We start from the raw sequence: 17,625 nt of genomic DNA on the forward strand, positions 1-17,625 counted from the left end.
CGCCGAATACCCGAACTCGGTGAAACGATGGGCTTAGCGGGCGCCAAATGTCGGCTTCTGTCCGCAAGCTGGCATCATTCAGGGATAGTCGAGAACGGATTTGAGCTGGGACAGATTGCGCTCAATCCAATGCCGGTCGATGGCGCCCCAGCTGTAAATACAGTAATGGCCGGCATTGTGTCGCTCGCCGTCTTCCTGGACGAAACGGCAATCGATATCGAGATCGGCCAGCGCAGCCAGGGTGTCTTGGGCCGTACGCCTGGGCATTCCGGTCGCCTCCACAAGCGCTGGCACGCTGATAGCTGCGCCACTGTCGATCAGCCAGGCGACGTAGAGTCGACGATAGAAACTGCTTTTTGTCTTGCTGACGGTCATCGCGATTCCATGATTATAAAAAGCCCACCCGTTGAGTCTGCTTTACGCGACATCAACGGGTCAGGGCCAGCGGCGTGTCGTTAACGCAGAGCAAGAATACCGACATAGGTGGCGGCGCCGGCAGTGTAGCCGAGGAAAGCCAGCAGGCTGACGCGCTTGATGTACCAGGTGAAGCTGATCCTCTCCATGCCCATTGCCGCAACACCTGCAGCCGAGCCGATGATCAGCGTGCTACCGCCTGTGCCGGCGCAGTAGGCGAGCATTTCCCAGAAGTTGCCATCGACTACGAACTGCGACAACCAGCCGGTCTCCTCAGGGGAGGCCGCGGCTAGCATGGCTGGGCTAACCAGCGGGTACATTTTCATCGAGCCGGCCACCAGCGGCACGTTATCCACCACTGCCGAAAGCAGGCCGATGGAATAGCTGATCGGATAGATATGGCCCAGCGATTCACGTAGCGCGGTGGCGACTTGGGTCAGGTGGCCAGCGGTGGCAAGTGCGGCGACCGCCAGCAGGATGCCGAGGAAGAACAATACGCTAGGGGTGTCGACCTTGCGCAAAACGCCGACCACGGAAAGCGGATGCTTGTCTTCGTCATTTTTGTGGCGATGGATGAACTCAGTAGTGATCCAAAGCACGCCGAGGCCGAAGAGGATGCCCATGTAGGGCGGTAGGTGTGTCACGGTCTTGAAGATCGGCACGAATAGTAGGGCGCCGAGGCCGAGCACCAGCACCAGGTTGCGTTCGAACGGCGTAGTGCTAGGCGGAACCTCCTCGCCCAGGTGGATGCGGGCACGGGGCCGAGGTGCCTCGCCACGCAAACGGAAACTGAGAATGAATAGTGGCACCAACAGGCATACCAGGCTCGGCAGGAACAGACCGGTGATGATGCCGGGCGCTGTGATCTGACCGCCGATCCAGAGCATGGTGGTGGTCACGTCGCCAATCGGCGACCAGGCACCGCCTGCGTTAGCGGCGATGACCACGACGCCCACGTAGAGCCAGCGCTCCGGGCGGCCGCGAATCAGTTTGCGCAGCAGCGAGACCATGACGATTGTGGTGGTCAGGTTGTCCAGCGCGGCAGACAGGAAGAAGGTTAGGATGCCGATGATCCATAGCAAATGGACGCGCTTGCGGGTCTGGATGCGGTCGGTGATGACCTTGAAACCTTCGTGAGAGTCGATCAGCTCGACGATTGTCATCGCGCCAAGCAGGAAGAACAGGATTTCAGAAATTTCACCCAGATGATGCCGCAGTGACTCGACCACCGCCGACGAGTCGGCTGGATCGTGGCTGCCTGATTGCAACATCGGGACGATCGAGTCTGCGCCCAGTACCAGCACGGTCCAGCACAGCACGGCTGTAAGAAGTGCAGCCGCTGCCTTGTCGATTCTCAACGGGTGTTCGAAGGCTATGCATAGATAGCCAATGAAAAACACGACAGCCATGAGTATGTACATCGGGGGGCTCCATATTGAGAACCAGACTGGGCTCGACGGACGCGTCGTCAGCTCGGTAATGACAGGCTCAAGATGGGCAGTTGGCTGTTCGAATATGAAGTCTGAAAAACCGCAATACGAAAGGGTGACGCCCGCATGCGAACGGCTGCGCGCTCAGCGGGACTGTTAGGGCCACTTCCGGGGAGTGCTTACTTCATGTCGTAGAGCTTTGTGCGTCGGTTCGAGCCTGCCGGTTTTTATTTGATATTTTCGTGGTGCTACACAAAGAAGTAGCGGTACCGGTAGCCCTTACTCAACCAAGAGGGCGCCCAAACAAAAAGGCCAGCACATCAAGTACTGGCCTTCAGCTTCATTACAAGCTGGCGATGCGCTCGCGCTGCTCTTCCAGGCGGGCTTTGGCCTGTTCGGCTTCGGCCAGTTTAGCGCGCTCCTTGTCAATTACGTCCGCTGGCGCCTTGTCGACGAAGCCGGCATTGCTGAGCTTGCCGCCAACACGCTTCACCTCGCCATCCAGCTTGCCGATCTCCTTGTCGAGACGGGCGAGTTCGGCGTCCTTGTCGATCAGTCCGGCCATCGGTACCAGTACTTGCATATCGCCGACCAGAGCCGTGGCGGACAGTGGCGGCTCCTCACCCGCCCCAAGCACGCGGATGCTTTCGAGCTTTGCCAGCTTTTTCAACAGCGGCTCGTTGTCGGCGAGGCGACGCTGGTCCGATTCGGACGTGTTGCCCAGCACCACATCGATACGCTTGGCCATGGAAATATTCATTTCACCGCGGATCTGCCGAACACCGAGCATGAACGCCTTGACCCACTCGATATCACCTTCGGCAGCCTCGTCGAGACGCTCCGGATTGAATTCCGGCCAGGGTTGCAGCATCAGGGTAGGGCCGGATTTGCCGGCCAGCGGTGCGACGCGCTGCCAGATTTCTTCAGTGATGAAGGGCATGAACGGGTGAGCCAGGCGCAGCGCCGTCTCCAGTACGCGCACCAGCGTACGGCGGGTGCCGCGCTGGCGCTCGATGCTGGCGTTTTCGTCCCAGAGCACGGGCTTGACCAGCTCTAGATACCAGGCGCAGTACTCGTCCCAGATGAATTCGTACAGCGCCTGGGCAGCAAGATCGAAACGGAAGGCCTCAAGCTGCCGCGTGACTTCGGCCTCGGTGCGTTGCAGCGCCGAAATGATCCAGCGATCGACCGATGAAAGCTCGACCGAAGCGCCGGCCGCCGGCTCGCCGTTCACTCCGGTGTCCTTGTCTTCGGTGTTCTCGAAGACGAAATTGGCGGCGTTCCAGATCTTGTTGCAGAAGTTGCGATAACCCTCGACTCGACCCATGTCGAACTTCACGTCGCGGCCGGTGGAGGCCAACGAGCAAAAGGTGAAGCGCAGGGCGTCGGTACCGTAGCTGGCGATGCCTTCGGGGAATTCGGCGCGGGTCTGCTTGGCGATCTTCTCGGCGAGCTTGGGCTGCATCATGCCGCTGGTGCGCTTTTGCAGCAGCTCATCGAGGGTAATCCCATCGACGATGTCCAGCGGGTCGAGCACGTTACCCTTGGACTTGGACATCTTCTGACCCTGACCATCGCGAACCAGGCCGTGCACATAGACCGTCTTGAACGGAATCTGCCCGGTCAGGTGGGTCGAGAGCATGATCATCCGGGCGACCCAGAAGAAAATGATGTCGAAGCCTGTGACCAGCACATCGGTCGGGTGAAAGGTCTTGAGGAAGTCAGTTTGCTCAGGCCAGCCGAGGGTCGAGAAGGTCCAGAGGCCGGAGCTGAACCAGGTGTCCAGCACATCTTCGTCCTGACGCAGCTCGACCTCGTTGCCGAGGTTGTAGCGTGTGCGTGCTTCCATCTCGTCGCGGCCGACGTAGACATTGCCCGCTTCGTCGTACCAGGCCGGAATACGATGGCCCCACCAGAGCTGGCGGCTGATGCACCAGTCCTGAATGTCGCGCATCCAGCTGAAATACATGTTCTCGTACTGTTTGGGCACAAACTGGATTTCGCCGCTTTCGACGGCGCGGATAGCCTTATCCGCCAAAGGCTTGGTCGAGACGTACCACTGATCGGTCAGCCAGGGCTCAATGATGGTGCCGGAGCGATCGCCACGCGGGACCTTCAGTGCGTGGTCGTCGATTTTCTCCAGCAGGCTCATGGCCTCGAACTCAGCGACGATGGCCTTGCGCGCATCGAAGCGATCCATGTGCGCGTAGCCGTCGGGCAGGTTGGCATCGACCTTGTTGTTCGGCGTGCCGTCGATATTGAACACTTGCGCCTGGGCGAGTATCGCGGCGTTGCGGTCGAAGATATTGATCAGTGGCAGATGGTGACGCTTGCCGACTTCGTAGTCGTTGAAGTCGTGCGCCGGGGTGATTTTCACGCAACCGGTACCGAATTCGAGGTCGACATAGTCGTCGGCGATGATCGGAATCAGACGGTTCACCAGCGGCAGCATGATGTGGCGGCCGATCAGGTTCTTGTAGCGCTCGTCCTCGGGATGCACTGCAACGGCAGCGTCGCCAAGCATGGTTTCCGGACGGGTAGTGGCCACGACGAGGTAATCCTGGCCGCCTGCTGTCTTGCAGCCATCGGCCAGTGGGTAGCGCATGTGCCAGAGGTGGCCCTTCTCATCGTGGTTTTCAACTTCAAGATCGGAGATTGCCGTGTGCAGCTTGGTATCCCAGTTGACCAAGCGCTTGCCACGGTAGATCAGGCCATCTTCATGCAGCCGGACAAAGGCTTCCTTCACAGCATTGGACAGGCCCGCGTCCATGGTAAAGCGTTCACGCGACCAGTCGACAGAGGAGCCCAGACGGCGGATCTGCCGGGTGATGTTGCCGCCGGACTCTTCCTTCCATTCCCACACTTTGTCGAGAAACTTCTCTCGTCCCAGATCGTGACGGCTGACGCCCTGCGCACCCAGCTGACGTTCGACTACCATCTGGGTGGCGATCCCCGCATGGTCGGTGCCTGGCTGCCAAAGCGTGTTGCGACCTTGCATGCGACGGAAACGGATCAGCGCGTCCATAATCGCGTTATTGAAGCCATGGCCCATGTGCAGGCTGCCGGTGACGTTCGGCGGCGGGATCATGATGGTGTAGGACTCGCCTGAACCCTGGGGCGCGAAATAATTGTTCGACTCCCAGGTCTGGTACCAGGAAGTTTCGATGGCGTGCGGCTGGTAGGTCTTGTCCATGCGGCGGGACCCTTAGAACGGCTAATCGGAAAAGCGGGCAAGTATAAAGGCAAAGTGTGCCAGCGGCAGAACCGCAATGCCGCTTTTGTCTTGCCGCCGTGGATAACTCGGTTGGGTCTGGGGCGGCGCGCAGGGGCGCTGTCAGTGGTGGTGCGCTTTGCGGTATCGACGCATCAGGGGCGGTGAGACTTGATCAGTTTTTCGGCGCGCGACTCCAGCCGGCGGCGCAGTTCGGCTTCCATCTGCGGCACGAAATCATCGATTACTTCCTGCAAGATCAGCTGTGCAGCGGTGCGCAATTCATGATCGAGATGGCGTTCGGCAAGGGTGCGAAAGGCCGTGCGTACGGCTGGCTCTCGGGACTCTACGTCACTCTGTGTCGCTATGGAGGGCTCGCTTTCAACAACCTCGGACAGCACGGGAATGCTGTCCGGATCCAGCTTCTCGCTCAGCATCGGTGGGTCCTGATCGCCGAGCAGGGCGCGAATTGACTCCAGATCATCGAGCAGGTGGGTGGGCTTACGAGGTGGCGTTGGCGTCATGTACGGTTGGTTCCGGGGAGTTGAGCATCCAGGCGGTAAGTGAGCTCCTGAACGGGCTTGTGGCCCGATAATCTTTGTTGACCCGTCACTGAGGCGAGGAGTTCGCTGCGCCCGCCGTTGCTGGCGCTACAGTTCGACTCTCTTCGGATCATAGCCGCGTTGGCGATAGAGGCGAAAATTGTCGCGGCAAACGGTCAGCATCTCCGGCTGCTGATTGACGATCTCGATCACGCGGCTGAACTGATCGGTATGCAGTGACAGCGTCGGCGAAAGATTGATCAACAGGCCCTGCGCTGCCGTCGGTGGCTGCTCCATACCTATCACCACTGGGGCATGCGGATCGTCTTCGTGTAAATCATGCGGAACGAAGCGTTCGGCACGGAAGCTCCAGAGTAGCTCATCAAGTTCGGCGCACTGGTTGGCGTCCTGGCAGCGGATGAATACCGCCATGCCGTGCTGCCAGCCTTTGCTTGCCAGCTGGCAGGCTGCTCTGGCGCGGCCTGCCGGTTCGCTATCAGGCAATACGTAGAACTCGATACGTGTCATGCCAAGGTTCCGTCCGCGTGCCTCATGCCTGCTCCGCTCGATCCAGTAAGTACTGAGTCAGCAGCGGTACGGGACGACCGGTCGCGCCTTTCTCCTTGCCACCGCTTATCCAGGCGGTGCCGGCGACGTCCAGGTGCGCCCAAGGATAGGCCTTGGTGAAGCGCGACAAGAAGCAGGCCGCGGTAATGGTGCCGGCCTTGGGGCCGCCGATATTGGCGATGTCGGCGAAGGGGCTGTCCAGTTGCTCCTGATATTCGTCGAACAGCGGCAGCTGCCAAGTTCGGTCGTCTGCTTTCTGGCCTGCGCCCAGCACTTGTTGCAGCAGCTCGTCATTATTGCCGAGCAGGCCCGACGTGTTACTGCCCAGCGCAACGATGCAGGCGCCGGTAAGGGTGGCCACATCGATTACAGCGCGCGGCTTGAAGCGTTCGGCGTAGGTCAGGGTATCGCAGAGCACCAGACGACCTTCGGCGTCTGTGTTGAGAATCTCGACAGTCTGGCCGCTCATGGTGGTGACGATATCGCCCGGTCGCGTGGCGTTGCCGCTGGGCATGTTCTCAGCGCAGGCGAGCAAGCCAACAAGGTTGATCGGCAGCTGCAGCTCCAGTGCGGCGCGAAAGGTGCCGAGCACGCTGGCGGCGCCACACATGTCGTACTTCATCTCGTCCATGCCCAGGCCCGGCTTGAGGCTGATGCCACCGGTATCAAAGGTGATGCCCTTGCCGACGAGCGCGTAAGGTTGGTCACCTTTCTTGCCGCCGTTGTACTGCATGACCACGATGCAGCCTGGCTGCTCGCTGCCCTGGGATACCGCGAGAAAAGAGCCGGCGCCGAGTTCGCGCAGCTTCTTCTCGTCCAGCACCTCGACTTTAAGGCCCTTGAAAGCCTTGCCAAGCTGTTTGGCCTGCTCGGCCATATAGCTCGGATGGCAGATGTTCGGCGGCAGATTGCCAAGGTCGCGGGCGAAGCTCATGCCCGCAGTGATCGCGGCGGCGTGACGTGAGGCCTGTTCGACCTGGGCTTGCTCGGCCTTATCGGCAAGCAGGGTTATCTTGCGCAACGCCGGAGCATCGCTCTTCTTGCTCTTGAACTGATCGAACACGTACTGACCATCGGCCAGCACTTCGACGAGCATGCGGGTACGTGCGTAGGTGTCGCGGTCTTTGACCTGGACGCCTTGCACGGCGAAGGTCGCATCTGTACCGCCCAAGTCTTTGAGAACACCGAGCGCCGCACGGACGGCCTTGCGCCACTGGCGGGCATCCAGCTCACCACTCTTACCGGTGCCCACCAGCAGAACGCGCTCGGCCTTCAGGTTCGGCAGGTTATGCAGCAGCAGCGTCTGTCCCGGCTTGCCTTGTAGGTCGCCGCGCTCGAGTACGGCGGAAAGGGCGCCGCCACTGGCCTGATCCACGCTTTGTGTGGTGACGTCGAGTACACGATCTTCACCGACGGCCAGAACCAGAGTGGCTGTTTTTGCCGCAGCTGCTTTTGTATTTTTTACAACAAATTCCATAGCGTCGAGTCCCCAAGACAAAGAGTCGGGTTTACAGGATAATGCCGGGCTTATTTTTCCGGTGGTTCGTCCACCGGGGCGTTGGGAAATGCTGCGTGATTCTCCAACGTCCTGTTGCGGGCGGACCGGCTACTTGGCAGCTAGTTTGAGCGTAGCCGCCGGAGCCTGACAACCCTGGAGTGTCCGGTTTGATCGTCTTTCGTTACCTATCCCGTGAGCTTCTGGTCACCCTGAGTGCCGTTAGTGCCGTGTTGCTGGTGATCATCATGAGCGGGCGCTTTATCAAATACTTGGCGCAGGCCGCGCAGGGGCTGCTCGATCCGGGCGTGCTGCTGATGATCATGGGTTTTCGCCTGCCGGGCTTTCTCCAGCTGATCCTCCCGCTGGGCCTGTTTCTCGGCATTCTGTTGGCTTACGGTCGGCTCTACCTGGATAGCGAGATGACTGTTCTCTCCGCAACGGGTATGAGCCAGCGCCGCCTGCTGGTTTACAGCCTGGCCCCGGCCGCGCTGATTGCCGCGCTGGTTGGCTGGCTGAGTCTTGGGTTGGCACCGCAGGGTGTTGGTGAGGTCGATCGCATCCTCAATGAGCAGGATTCCCTGACCGAGTTCGATACGTTGGTGCCGGGCCGTTTCCAGACCCTGCGCGACGGCACCCGTGTGACCTATACGCGTGAGCTCACTACCGATCGCACCGAGCTGGCCGGCGTTTTCATATCCGAGACCAATCTCTCCAGCGCCACAGGCGAAAAACGCGGGCTATCCGTGCTGGTGGCAGAAAGTGGTCGCCAGGAAATCCAGCCTGACGGAAGCCGCTACCTGATTCTGGAAAATGGCTATCGCTACGATGGCAACCCCGGGCAGGCCAATTACCGGGCGATTCAGTACGATACTTATGGCGTGCTGCTACCCAAGCCAGAAGTCAGCATCGAGCTGAGCGAGCGCGAAGCACTGCCTACCAGCGAACTGCTTGGCAGTGAGGACATTCGGCTGCAGTCCGAGCTGCAATGGCGGCTGTCGCTGCCGCTGCTGGTATTCATTGTCACACTGCTAGCGGTGCCGCTTTCAAAAGTGAATCCGCGTCAGGGGCGCTTTCTCAAGCTGCTACCTGCCATTCTCCTGTACATGACGTACCTGGCGCTGCTGATCGCTGCTCGTGGCTGGCTGGACAAAGGGCGGATTCCTGCGACCCTGGGGCTTTGGTGGGTGCATGGACTCTTCTTCGCGATCGGGATGTTGATGCTCTACTGGGAGCCGCTGAGACTCGCCATCAGCAAGCGTCGCGCGATGTCGGGGGTTGCACATGCGTAAGCTCGATCGCTATATCGGCAGTCATGTGCTGCTGGCAATTCTGACCGTGCTCGGCATTATCGTCGGCCTGGCGTTGCTGTTCGCGTTCATCGACGAGTTGGGCGATGTAAAGGGCAGCTACGGCACGCTGAATGCAGCCGTCTACGTGCTGCTCACGACGCCTGCGCGAATCTACGAAATGTTGCCGATGGCGGCTTTGATTGGTTGTCTCATCGGCCTCGGCACGCTTGCCAGCAGCAGCGAATTGACCATCATGCGTGCCGCCGGCGTGTCCCTCGGGCGCATCGTGCTGGCCGTGATGAAGCCGATGCTGTTGCTGATGCTTATAGGCGTGCTGATCGGTGAGTATATGGCGCCTTGGAGTGAAAACATCGCTCAGGCCAGTCGTTCTTCGGCGCAGGGTGCAGGTGAGGCGCAAAGCAGCAAGCGCGGCCTCTGGCATCGGCAAGGCGACGAATTCGTACATATCAACGCGGTACAGCCGAGCGGTCTGCTACTCGGCATTACCCGCTACCGCTTCGATGATCAACGGCAGCTGTTATCGGCCAGCTTCGCTCGCCGGGCGCGCTACGACGAGGACCACTGGCAGCTCAGTGATGTCGCCACAACACATTTTCGCGGCGATCACACTGAGGTGACCAAGGCTGCTAACGAGCGCTGGGATGTGCAACTGACACCGCAGCTGGTTGGCACGGTAGTGATGGAGCCTGACGCCTTGTCCATCACTGGGCTGTGGAGCTATATCCATTATCTGGGCGACCAGGGCCTGAATAACGGGCGCTATTGGCTGGCGTTCTGGAGCAAGGTGTTGCAGCCGGCAGTAACGGTGGCCTTGGTGTTGCTGGCAATCTCGTTCATCTTCGGTCCGTTGCGCTCGGTCACCCTTGGGCAGCGCATCTTTACCGGGGTCATCGTCGGCTTCGTGTTCCGCATTCTGCAGGATTTGCTAGGCCCCGCCAGCCAGGTGTTCGGCTTCTCGCCGTTGCTGGCGGTGGCGGTCCCGGCCGGTATCTGTGCGCTGGCGGGTGTCTGGTTGTTGCGGCGGGCGGGTTAAGCGAGGCAGATGACAAGCGTGCTGGAGGCTGAAGCTGGGGCGAAAGCAGCTGTGAAGAAAAGCATGGCGGATCTGGCGTGAAACCGAACGCTTTCCAGCCCCAGCCTATTTCTTGTGGATGTTCTTCGGTAACTGAACGACCTGGCTCTCCGAGTAAATGTCGTGCCAGGTGCGGTGCTGCTTATCCCAAAGCATCCACCAGTAGCCCAGGCCGAAGGCAAGCCAGGAGATGATGGCGATCAGGAAACGCAGCAGTGCCTGCCAGAGGTCGATGGCGCTGCCATCGGCATTCTGGATGCGCACCCCCCAGACCTGCATGCCGAGCGTTTGACCGTTATGCGTCCAGAACTTGGCAAAGAAGCCAAACAGGCTGAACAGCAGCAGGGTAGACAGGATTGGGTCAATATCCAGCCCGCCGGTTTCTGCCAGCGCCTTGAGCCCTTCGCTGCCATAGAACAGGCGCAGTAGGACCTGCTGGTAGAACAGCGTAACCACCATCATCAGCGCGATCGAAAGAAACGAATCGTAGAAGAATGCGGCGAGTCGACGGATCAGGCCGGCGGCTGGGAACTGACCTTGTGGGTTAAGGAGGTGGTTGCGCATGGGCGTCTCGCTGAAAATGGCAGTCGCGCATTCTACGGAATCGCGCGCATAAAAAAGCCCCTGATGCTGCCATCAGGGGCTTTTCGGAGCGGGGCTTATTCCTGGACTTGAACCTGGTCAGCCTGCATGCCTTTTTGACCTTGCACAGCGATGAAGCTAACTTTCTGGCCTTCTTTCAGGCTCTTGAAGCCGTTGCCTTCGATCGCGCGGAAGTGCACGAACAGATCCGGACCGCTTTCGGGAGTGATGAAACCAAAACCTTTCTCGTCGTTAAACCACTTGACGGTACCGTTCTGACGATTCGACATAGCTTTGTGTCCTTGAAACTCAATAGTAGAAACGCCTCTGCATAGCGCAGAAAGCGGAGACTGGTTGCAAGGAGTAAAGAGTCGAGCGGGATGTAGCGGATCTGAAGATCTACTGCACCAGGTCACGATTCAACGGCGACCCATGCAAACACAGTGGGCACACTCTACGATAACTCGCCGGCCGATGCCAAGCCCTTGGAGTCATAGAATTTGCCCGCTGCAAGCGGCGCTTTTTCAGCGGATTGAAGTGTTGCGGTGTACTTTACCGATTCGCCCGGACCACTTTCGATGGTGTCAGTTGAATCGCGACGATGCCGTTTGTAGCGAACGGCTTTGAGTGTCCCACCGCTACGTCGACCCGATGAAGCGTGCTGCGAGGGAGGTGCCGCTACTGCTGTGCGGCTCCCCATACCAAAGGCTTCGACTGCCTGTGGTGCTGATTATGGTGCCTCGAGAGAGACTCGAACTCTCACGTTGTTACCAACGGCGGATTTTGAATCCGCTGCGTCTACCGATTCCGCCATCGAGGCACAGTGGCGGCGCAGTATAGGGATGCGATACGAGGCGGTCAATCGTCTGGCGTGGTCAGATTGAGGTGTTTCCGCTAAGATTTGCGCCCCCAAAGCCCTGTGCTGATCAAATTTTCAATGCAAGTCTCCGATTTCTCTTTCCAGCTTCCCGATTCGCTGATCGCTCGTCATCCGCTGGCAGAGCGTCGCGCCAGCCGATTGCTGGTGCTCGATGGTCCGACTGGCCAGTTGGCCCATCATGGCTTCTCCGAGCTGCTCGACTATCTGCGCCCCGGCGATTTGATGGTCTTCAACGATACGCGGGTCATTCCGGCGCGCCTGTTTGGACAGAAGGACACCGGTGGCAAGGTCGAGGTGCTTGTCGAGCGGGTGCTTGATGGTCGACGGGTGCTGGCGCATGTCCGTTCGAGCAAGTCGCCGAAGCCGGGAACGAGAATTCACATTGATGGTGGTGGCGAAGCGCTGATGCTGGCTCGGCATGAGGCGTTGTTCGAACTTGAGTTCGGCGAAGACGTGTTGCCGTTGCTGGATCGCGTCGGCCATATGCCGTTGCCCCCATATATTGATCGCCCGGACGAAACTGCGGATCGCGAGCGTTACCAGACGGTTTATGCGCAGCGGGCGGGTGCCGTTGCTGCGCCGACTGCGGGGCTGCATTTCGACACGGCGTTGCTGGCGGCGCTGCAGGAAAAAGGTGTGGAGCGTGCATTCGTCACGTTGCACGTGGGTGCAGGCACTTTCCAGCCGGTACGTGTCGAGCGCATCGAGGAGCACCACATGCATCGTGAATGGCTCGAGGTCAGTCAGGATGTAGTCGATGCGGTCGCGGCCTGTCGGGCCAGAGGCGGCAGGGTGGTCGCGGTAGGTACCACTAGTGTGCGGTCGCTGGAAAGCGCGGCTCGCGACGGCGTGCTCAAAGCCTTCACCGGCGATACCGACATCTTTCTTTACCCGGGCAAGCCCTTTCATGTCGTCGATGCTCTGGTCACCAATTTTCATCTGCCCGAATCGACGCTGTTAATGCTGGTTTCCGCGTTCGCGGGTTATTCGCAAACGATGGCTGCCTATGCCGAGGCTATCGCCAGGGGTTACCGATTCTTCAGCTATGGCGATGCCATGTTTATTACGCGCAATCCGGCCCCGAGCGGCCCCGAGGATTCCCAATGAGTCGTACTTGCCACATGTCCTTCGAACTGCTCGCGACCGAGGGGCGGGCGCGCCGTGGACGCCTGACCTTTCCGCGCGGCACGGTGGAAACTCCGGCATTCATGCCGGTGGGCACCTACGGCACGGTAAAAGGCATGTTGCCTCGCGATATCGAAGCGATCGGGGCGCAGATCATCCTGGGCAACACCTTCCACCTATGGCTGCGGCCCGGGACCGAGGTGATCAAGGCACACGGTGACCTGCATGATTTCATGCAGTGGCAAGGCCCGATCTTGACCGACTCCGGCGGTTTCCAGGTGTTCAGTCTGGGTCCGATGCGCAAGATCAAGGAGGAGGGCGTCTACTTTTCCTCGCCGGTCGATGGCGCGAAGGTCTTCATGGGGCCGGAAGAGTCGATGCAGGTGCAGTGCGAGCTCGGTTCGGACATCGTGATGATCTTCGACGAGTGCACGCCTTATCCGGCCGACGAAGACGTTGCGCGACGCTCGATGGAGCTTTCGTTGCGCTGGGCGCGTCGTTCCAAGGTTGCCCATGGCGACAGCCCGGCGGCGCTGTTCGGTATCGTCCAGGGTGGTATGCATGAGTCGCTGCGCATGCGCTCGCTTGAAGGTCTCTGCGATATCGGTTTCGATGGTCTGGCGATCGGCGGACTTTCAGTCGGCGAGCCGAAGGAGGAAATGATTCGTGTGCTCGATTTTCTTCCGCCACAAATGCCGGCCGATAAACCGCGCTATCTGATGGGTGTAGGCAAACCAGAAGACCTCGTTGAAGGTGTACGCCGCGGTGTGGACATGTTCGATTGCGTGATGCCGACCCGCAACGCACGCAATGGTCATTTGTTCACTGACGGTGGGGTAGTCAAGATTCGCAACGCCATGCATCGGCATGACGATTCGCCGCTGGATGCTGGTTGTGACTGTTACACCTGTAAACACTTCTCCCGCGCATATCTTCATCACTTGGACAAATGCGGCGAAATGCTGGGTAGCATGTTAAATACAATCCATAACCTGCGGCATTACCAGCGGCTGATGGCTGGTTTACGCGACGCTATCCAACAGGGTACATTGGCGGCCTTTGTCGACGCCTTCTATGCCAAGCGCGGCCTGCCAACCCCGCCGCTTGCGTGACGAATCCATAACTAACTGATCTCTGCAACAGGAGTGCTACATGAGCTTTCTGATTCCCGCCGCCTACGCTCAAGAGGCTGCCGCTGGTCCCGCTGGTAGTGGTTTCGAGTGGCTGTTTCTGGTCGGCTTTCTGGTCATCTTCTATCTGATGATCTGGCGTCCGCAGGCCAAGCGCGCCAAAGAGCACAAGAACCTCATCGGCGGCCTGCAGAAGGGCGACGAAGTGGTTACCTCTGGCGGCATCGCGGGCAAGGTCACCAAGGTATCCGACGACTTCGTCGTGATCGAAGTTTCCGATTCGGTGGAGCTGAAGTTCCAGAAAGTGGCGATTGCCGCAACGCTGCCCAAGGGCACGCTGAAAGCCATCTGAGCTGACTTCTACTTAATACCAACGACGGGGCGCGCAAGGCGCCCCGCGTCATTAGACGGGCTGCGTCATGCTCAATAGATTTCCCCTTTGGAAGTACCTGCTGATATTGATCGTGCTAGGCATTGCGGTCATCTACTCGGCACCCAACCTGTACCCGGACGATCCGGCAGTTCAGATAACCGGCGCCACGACTTCGCTCGACGTCACCGAAGCCGATCTCGATCGCGCTAGCAAGGCGCTTGTCGAGGCCGGTATTGACGTCAAGGCGACGAGTCTGGACGAGCAGGGCCGCGGTGGCCTGTTGAGACTGATCGATCAGGACGACCAGCTGCCGGCCAAAGACGTGGTTCGTCGTGCGCTGGGCGATGCTTACGTGGTTGCGCTCAATCTGGCGCCCACTACGCCCGATTGGTTGCGCAATTTGGGCGCGAGCCCGATGAAGCTGGGGTTGGACCTGTCCGGCGGTGTGCACTTTTTGCTTGAAGTCGACATGGACAAGGCCATCGAGACGCGCCTCAACGTCTATGAAGGCGAGGTCAAGAGTCTGCTGCGCAAAGAGCGAGTGCGTTATCGCAGTCTTCCCCAGGCACCCAACGCGGTGCAGCTCGGTTTCGCCGATGAGGCGACCCTGTCGGCGGCTCAGTCGCTGATCCGTAAGAATTTCAACGATTTCGACCTAACCTCCACCGAGCGTAATGGCCAGCAAGTGCTACGCTTGGCTATCACCGAAGCCAAGCTGGCAGAGATTCGTGAGTACTCGATCAAGCAGAACCTGACGACCGTCCGTAATCGGGTCAATGAATTGGGTGTCTCCGAGCCCCTGGTTCAGCGTCAAGGTGCTAACCGCATCGTTGTCGAACTGCCGGGCGTACAGGACACTGCGGAAGCCAAGCGTATTCTAGGCAAGACCGCGAATCTGGAGTTCCGCCTCGCTGCCGAGGCTGATGCGCCCCGCGCGACGACCGAAACCTTCGAGTTCCGTCAGGAGGGCCGTCCGCCTGTTCAATTGGAGCGCAGTCTGATCATCACTGGTGATCAAGTCACCGACGCTCAGGCCAGCTACGACGAGAATGGTCGCCCGCAGGTTAACATCCGCCTGGATGGTCATGGCGGCGACCTGATGAATCGCGCCACGCGCAACAACGTCGGCCGCAGCATGGCGGTAATCTTTATCGAGCAGCGTCCGACCACGCGTTACGTCAAGCAGATGGTCGACGGCGTCGAGCAAGAAGTGCGCGTCGAGACCTTCCAGGAAGAGAAGAAGATCATCAGCCTGGCGACCATTCAATCACCGCTGGGCAGTCAGTTCCGTATCACCGGTCTCGATGGCCAAGGCGAGTCCTCCGAGCTGGCGCTGCTGCTTCGTGCTGGTGGGCTTGCAGCGCCTATGTACTTTGCCGAAGAGCGCACCATCGGACCAAGCCTTGGTGCGGAGAACATCAAGCTCGGCGTTGAAGCTGCAATGTGGGGCTTTCTCTTCGTCGCGGTTTTCATGGTGCTGATCTACAAGTTCTTCGGTGTTCTGGCGACCGTTGCGCTGATGTTCAACATGGTTGTGCTGACCGCGTTGATGTCACTGCTGGGTGCGACTCTGACATTGCCGGGTATCGCCGGTATCGTGCTCACCATGGGTATGGCGGTGGACGCCAACGTGCTTATCTTCTCTCGTATAAGGGAGGAGATAGCCAACGGCATGTCGATCCAGCGAGCTATTCACGAAGGTTTCGATCGGGCGTTCTCGGCGATTGTCGACGGAAACCTGACCACATTGCTGGTTGGGGGCATTCTGTTTGCCATGGGCACCGGTCCGATCAAAGGTTTTGCTGTCACGCTTTCACTCGGGATTCTGACTTCCATGTTCACTGCAATCATCGTGACCCGTGCCATGGTCAATCTGATCTACGGTGGCCGCGATCTCAAGAAATTGTGGATTTAAGGGGCTTAGCACGATGAAACGCGTAATCAACTTCATGGGCGTTCGCCATGTGGCGTTTGCTCTGACTGTGCTGCTCACGCTTGCTTCGCTCGGTAGCCTAGCGGTAAAGGGACTGAACTTTGGCCTGGATTTCACCGGTGGAACGTTGATCGAGCTCTCGTACGAGCAGCCGGTGGCCTTGGAAGAGGTGCGGACGCAGCTTTCCCGTTCCGGCTACGAGGACGCTGTAGTGCAGAGCTTCGGTGCTACGACCGACGTACTGGTGCGGATGCCGGGCGACGATCCATTGTTGGGCGAACGTATCGCTGAGGCGTTGCGTGGTGATGAGGCCGCCGGCGCAATTACGGTCAAGCGCGCCGAGTTTGTCGGTCCGGCTGTGGGCGAGGAGTTACGCGATCAGGGCGGGCTGGGCATGTTGCTCGCCCTTGGCGGTATTCTCGTCTATGTCGCCTTTCGCTTTCAATGGAAGTTTGGCTTCGGAGCCGTGCTGTCGCTGTTTCACGATGTGATCGTAGTGCTGGGGGTTTTTTCGTTTTTCGAGATTTCTTTCGATCTGACGGTACTCGCCGCAGTGCTCGCGGTCATCGGATACTCGCTCAACGACACCATCGTGATCTTTGACCGCATACGGGAAAACTTCCGGCTGCTGCGCAAGGCCGAGTTGATCGAAAACATCAACATCTCCACCACTCAGACCTTGCTTCGAACGTTAGCGACGTCGGTCTCCACCTTGTTGGCGGTTTTGGCGTTGATGGTGTTCGGTGGCGAAAACCTGTGGGGCTTCTCGCTGGCGCTGATCATTGGAGTTGGGGCGGGAACTTATTCGTCTGTTTATGTCGCCAGCATCTTCCTCATCTGGCTCAAGCTTAGTCGCGATGATCTGATTCCGCCTGTTGTCGAAGAGGTCGACGAGCGTCCCTGAGTGGTTTTTGAACTTCTGATGGGCTGATTAGTCGAATTGCGCCGCAGCGGGCTTTTGTCCGTCAGAAGAAGGAAGACTCAGTGAATAAGTCAATGCTGGTTGGTGCCGTTCTTGGGGCCGTAATAGTCACCGCGGGTGGTGCATTCGCTACCTATATGATGGTTGGTCGAGGACCGCAGTTCGCCGAAGTGCTGGCGGTCGAGCCAATCAAGGAAACCATCAAGACGCCTCGTGAGGTCTGCAAAGAGGTGACAGTTACACGGCAGAAGCCCGTGCAGGATACCAATCGAATTGCCGGTACGGCGGTAGGCGCGGTCGTAGGTGGCTTGCTCGGTAACCAGATCGGTGGCGGTAATGGCAAGAAAATCGCCACGGTTGCCGGTGCGGTAGGTGGCGGTTATGCCGGTAATCAGGTGCAGGGCCGGATGCAGGCGAATGATACCTACACCACCACCGAAACTCGCTGCAATACCGTGACAGACAGCCACGACAATATCGTCGGCTATGAGGTCAAGTACGATCTGGATGGCGAAATCGGTCGCGTTCGGATGGATCGGGATCCGGGTGACAGGATTCCGTTTCGCGATGGACAGCTGGTGCTGACGCAGCAGTGAGCTGGTATAAAAAAACGCCCATCTGGGCGTTTTTTTGCTT

Annotated in this window: 16 protein-coding genes and 1 tRNA gene; 8 read left to right on the forward strand and 9 right to left on the reverse strand. The window is 59.0% G+C overall.

Features of this window, described 5'->3' with window-relative positions:
• Positions 1-78: 78 nt before the first annotated feature.
• The 6 genes from D7241_RS02400 to D7241_RS02425 form a co-directional block, all read right to left on the reverse strand.
• Positions 79-375 (reverse strand): helix-turn-helix domain-containing protein, encoded by a 297-nt coding sequence (locus D7241_RS02400; protein WP_408100155.1) that lies wholly within the window; start codon positions 373-375, stop codon positions 79-81.
• An 80-nt stretch (positions 376-455) separates the two neighbouring features.
• On the reverse strand, positions 456-1,835 hold the full coding sequence (gene nhaD, locus D7241_RS02405; protein WP_408100156.1) for a sodium:proton antiporter NhaD: 1,380 nt from the start codon (positions 1,833-1,835) through the stop codon (positions 456-458).
• 352 nt (positions 1,836-2,187) lie between these two features.
• Complete coding sequence (locus D7241_RS02410) at positions 2,188-5,037, reverse strand: valine--tRNA ligase (protein WP_408100157.1); 2,850 nt, start codon at positions 5,035-5,037, stop codon at positions 2,188-2,190.
• 173 nt (positions 5,038-5,210) lie between these two features.
• Positions 5,211-5,579, reverse strand: coding sequence for a DNA polymerase III subunit chi (locus D7241_RS02415; protein WP_408100158.1), 369 nt, complete (start codon positions 5,577-5,579; stop codon positions 5,211-5,213).
• 126 nt (positions 5,580-5,705) lie between these two features.
• A complete protein-coding gene (locus tag D7241_RS02420) occupies positions 5,706-6,125 on the reverse strand; it encodes a DNA polymerase III subunit chi (protein WP_408100159.1) in 420 nt (139 codons plus the stop codon).
• 22 nt (positions 6,126-6,147) lie between these two features.
• Complete coding sequence (locus D7241_RS02425; RefSeq protein ID WP_408100160.1) at positions 6,148-7,641, reverse strand: leucyl aminopeptidase; 1,494 nt, start codon at positions 7,639-7,641, stop codon at positions 6,148-6,150.
• 188 nt (positions 7,642-7,829) lie between these two features.
• Between D7241_RS02425 and lptF the strand changes: the two genes are divergently transcribed.
• Positions 7,830-8,951: an LPS export ABC transporter permease LptF gene (gene lptF, locus D7241_RS02430; RefSeq protein ID WP_408100161.1), complete on the forward strand. Its 1,122-nt coding sequence runs from the start codon at positions 7,830-7,832 to the stop codon at positions 8,949-8,951.
• Positions 8,944-10,005, forward strand: coding sequence for an LPS export ABC transporter permease LptG (gene lptG, locus D7241_RS02435; protein WP_408100162.1), 1,062 nt, complete (start codon positions 8,944-8,946; stop codon positions 10,003-10,005). Before lptF ends, lptG begins: the two co-directional genes overlap by 8 nt.
• Before the next feature lie 105 nt (positions 10,006-10,110).
• Here the strand turns inward: lptG and D7241_RS02440 are convergent, their stop codons facing one another.
• The 3 genes from D7241_RS02440 to D7241_RS02450 form a co-directional block, all read right to left on the reverse strand.
• The gene (locus D7241_RS02440) at positions 10,111-10,608 is read right to left on the reverse strand and encodes an RDD family protein (protein ID WP_408100163.1); all 498 of its coding nucleotides are present in this window, start codon (positions 10,606-10,608) and stop codon (positions 10,111-10,113) included.
• 95 nt (positions 10,609-10,703) lie between these two features.
• Complete coding sequence (locus tag D7241_RS02445; RefSeq protein WP_255980942.1) at positions 10,704-10,916, reverse strand: cold-shock protein; 213 nt, start codon at positions 10,914-10,916, stop codon at positions 10,704-10,706.
• A 443-nt stretch (positions 10,917-11,359) separates the two neighbouring features.
• Positions 11,360-11,446, reverse strand: a tRNA-Leu gene (locus D7241_RS02450).
• 117 nt (positions 11,447-11,563) lie between these two features.
• Between D7241_RS02450 and queA the strand changes: the two genes are divergently transcribed.
• The 6 genes from queA (at position 11,564) to D7241_RS02480 (ending at position 17,585) form a co-directional block, all read left to right on the forward strand.
• Entirely contained in the window at positions 11,564-12,613 is a 1,050-nt protein-coding gene (gene queA, locus D7241_RS02455) for a tRNA preQ1(34) S-adenosylmethionine ribosyltransferase-isomerase QueA (protein WP_408100164.1), read from the forward strand.
• A 14-nt stretch (positions 12,614-12,627) separates the two neighbouring features.
• Positions 12,628-13,743 carry a tRNA guanosine(34) transglycosylase Tgt gene (tgt, locus tag D7241_RS02460; protein ID WP_408101177.1) on the forward strand — a complete coding sequence of 372 codons (1,116 nt, stop codon included), beginning with the start codon at positions 12,628-12,630 and terminating at the stop codon, positions 13,741-13,743.
• Between the two features lie 40 nt (positions 13,744-13,783).
• Entirely contained in the window at positions 13,784-14,113 is a 330-nt protein-coding gene (yajC, locus tag D7241_RS02465; RefSeq protein ID WP_021209500.1) for a preprotein translocase subunit YajC, read from the forward strand.
• A 67-nt stretch (positions 14,114-14,180) separates the two neighbouring features.
• A complete protein-coding gene (secD, locus tag D7241_RS02470) occupies positions 14,181-16,049 on the forward strand; it encodes a protein translocase subunit SecD (RefSeq protein WP_408100165.1) in 1,869 nt (622 codons plus the stop codon).
• 13 nt (positions 16,050-16,062) lie between these two features.
• A complete protein-coding gene (gene secF / locus D7241_RS02475) occupies positions 16,063-16,971 on the forward strand; it encodes a protein translocase subunit SecF (RefSeq protein WP_255981067.1) in 909 nt (302 codons plus the stop codon).
• Positions 16,972-17,051: 80 nt separating this feature from the next.
• Entirely contained in the window at positions 17,052-17,585 is a 534-nt protein-coding gene (locus tag D7241_RS02480; RefSeq protein WP_408100166.1) for a glycine zipper 2TM domain-containing protein, read from the forward strand.
• Positions 17,586-17,625 lie beyond the last annotated feature (40 nt).

The organism is Stutzerimonas sp. VN223-3, assembly GCF_045999685.1.
In the GTDB taxonomy this organism is placed as follows: Bacteria; Pseudomonadota; Gammaproteobacteria; order Pseudomonadales; family Pseudomonadaceae; genus Stutzerimonas; species Stutzerimonas stutzeri_AR.

Excerpts from the sequence above, each read along its gene's own strand:
- D7241_RS02400 (WP_408100155.1), bottom strand. The coding sequence starts at position 375 with ATGACCGTCAGCAAGACAAAAAGCAGTTTCTATCGTCGACTCTACGTC.
- nhaD (WP_408100156.1), bottom strand. The coding sequence starts at position 1,835 with ATGTACATACTCATGGCTGTCGTGTTTTTCATTGGCTATCTATGCATA.
- D7241_RS02410 (WP_408100157.1), bottom strand. The coding sequence starts at position 5,037 with ATGGACAAGACCTACCAGCCGCACGCCATCGAAACTTCCTGGTACCAG.
- D7241_RS02415 (WP_408100158.1), bottom strand. The coding sequence starts at position 5,579 with ATGACGCCAACGCCACCTCGTAAGCCCACCCACCTGCTCGATGATCTG.
- D7241_RS02420 (WP_408100159.1), bottom strand. The coding sequence starts at position 6,125 with ATGACACGTATCGAGTTCTACGTATTGCCTGATAGCGAACCGGCAGGC.
- D7241_RS02425 (WP_408100160.1), bottom strand. The coding sequence starts at position 7,641 with ATGGAATTTGTTGTAAAAAATACAAAAGCAGCTGCGGCAAAAACAGCC.
- lptG (WP_408100162.1), top strand. The coding sequence starts at position 8,944 with ATGCGTAAGCTCGATCGCTATATCGGCAGTCATGTGCTGCTGGCAATT.
- D7241_RS02440 (WP_408100163.1), bottom strand. The coding sequence starts at position 10,608 with ATGCGCAACCACCTCCTTAACCCACAAGGTCAGTTCCCAGCCGCCGGC.
- D7241_RS02445 (WP_255980942.1), bottom strand. The coding sequence starts at position 10,916 with ATGTCGAATCGTCAGAACGGTACCGTCAAGTGGTTTAACGACGAGAAA.
- queA (WP_408100164.1), top strand. The coding sequence starts at position 11,564 with ATGCAAGTCTCCGATTTCTCTTTCCAGCTTCCCGATTCGCTGATCGCT.
- tgt (WP_408101177.1), top strand. The coding sequence starts at position 12,628 with ATGTCCTTCGAACTGCTCGCGACCGAGGGGCGGGCGCGCCGTGGACGC.
- yajC (WP_021209500.1), top strand. The coding sequence starts at position 13,784 with ATGAGCTTTCTGATTCCCGCCGCCTACGCTCAAGAGGCTGCCGCTGGT.
- secD (WP_408100165.1), top strand. The coding sequence starts at position 14,181 with ATGCTCAATAGATTTCCCCTTTGGAAGTACCTGCTGATATTGATCGTG.
- secF (WP_255981067.1), top strand. The coding sequence starts at position 16,063 with ATGAAACGCGTAATCAACTTCATGGGCGTTCGCCATGTGGCGTTTGCT.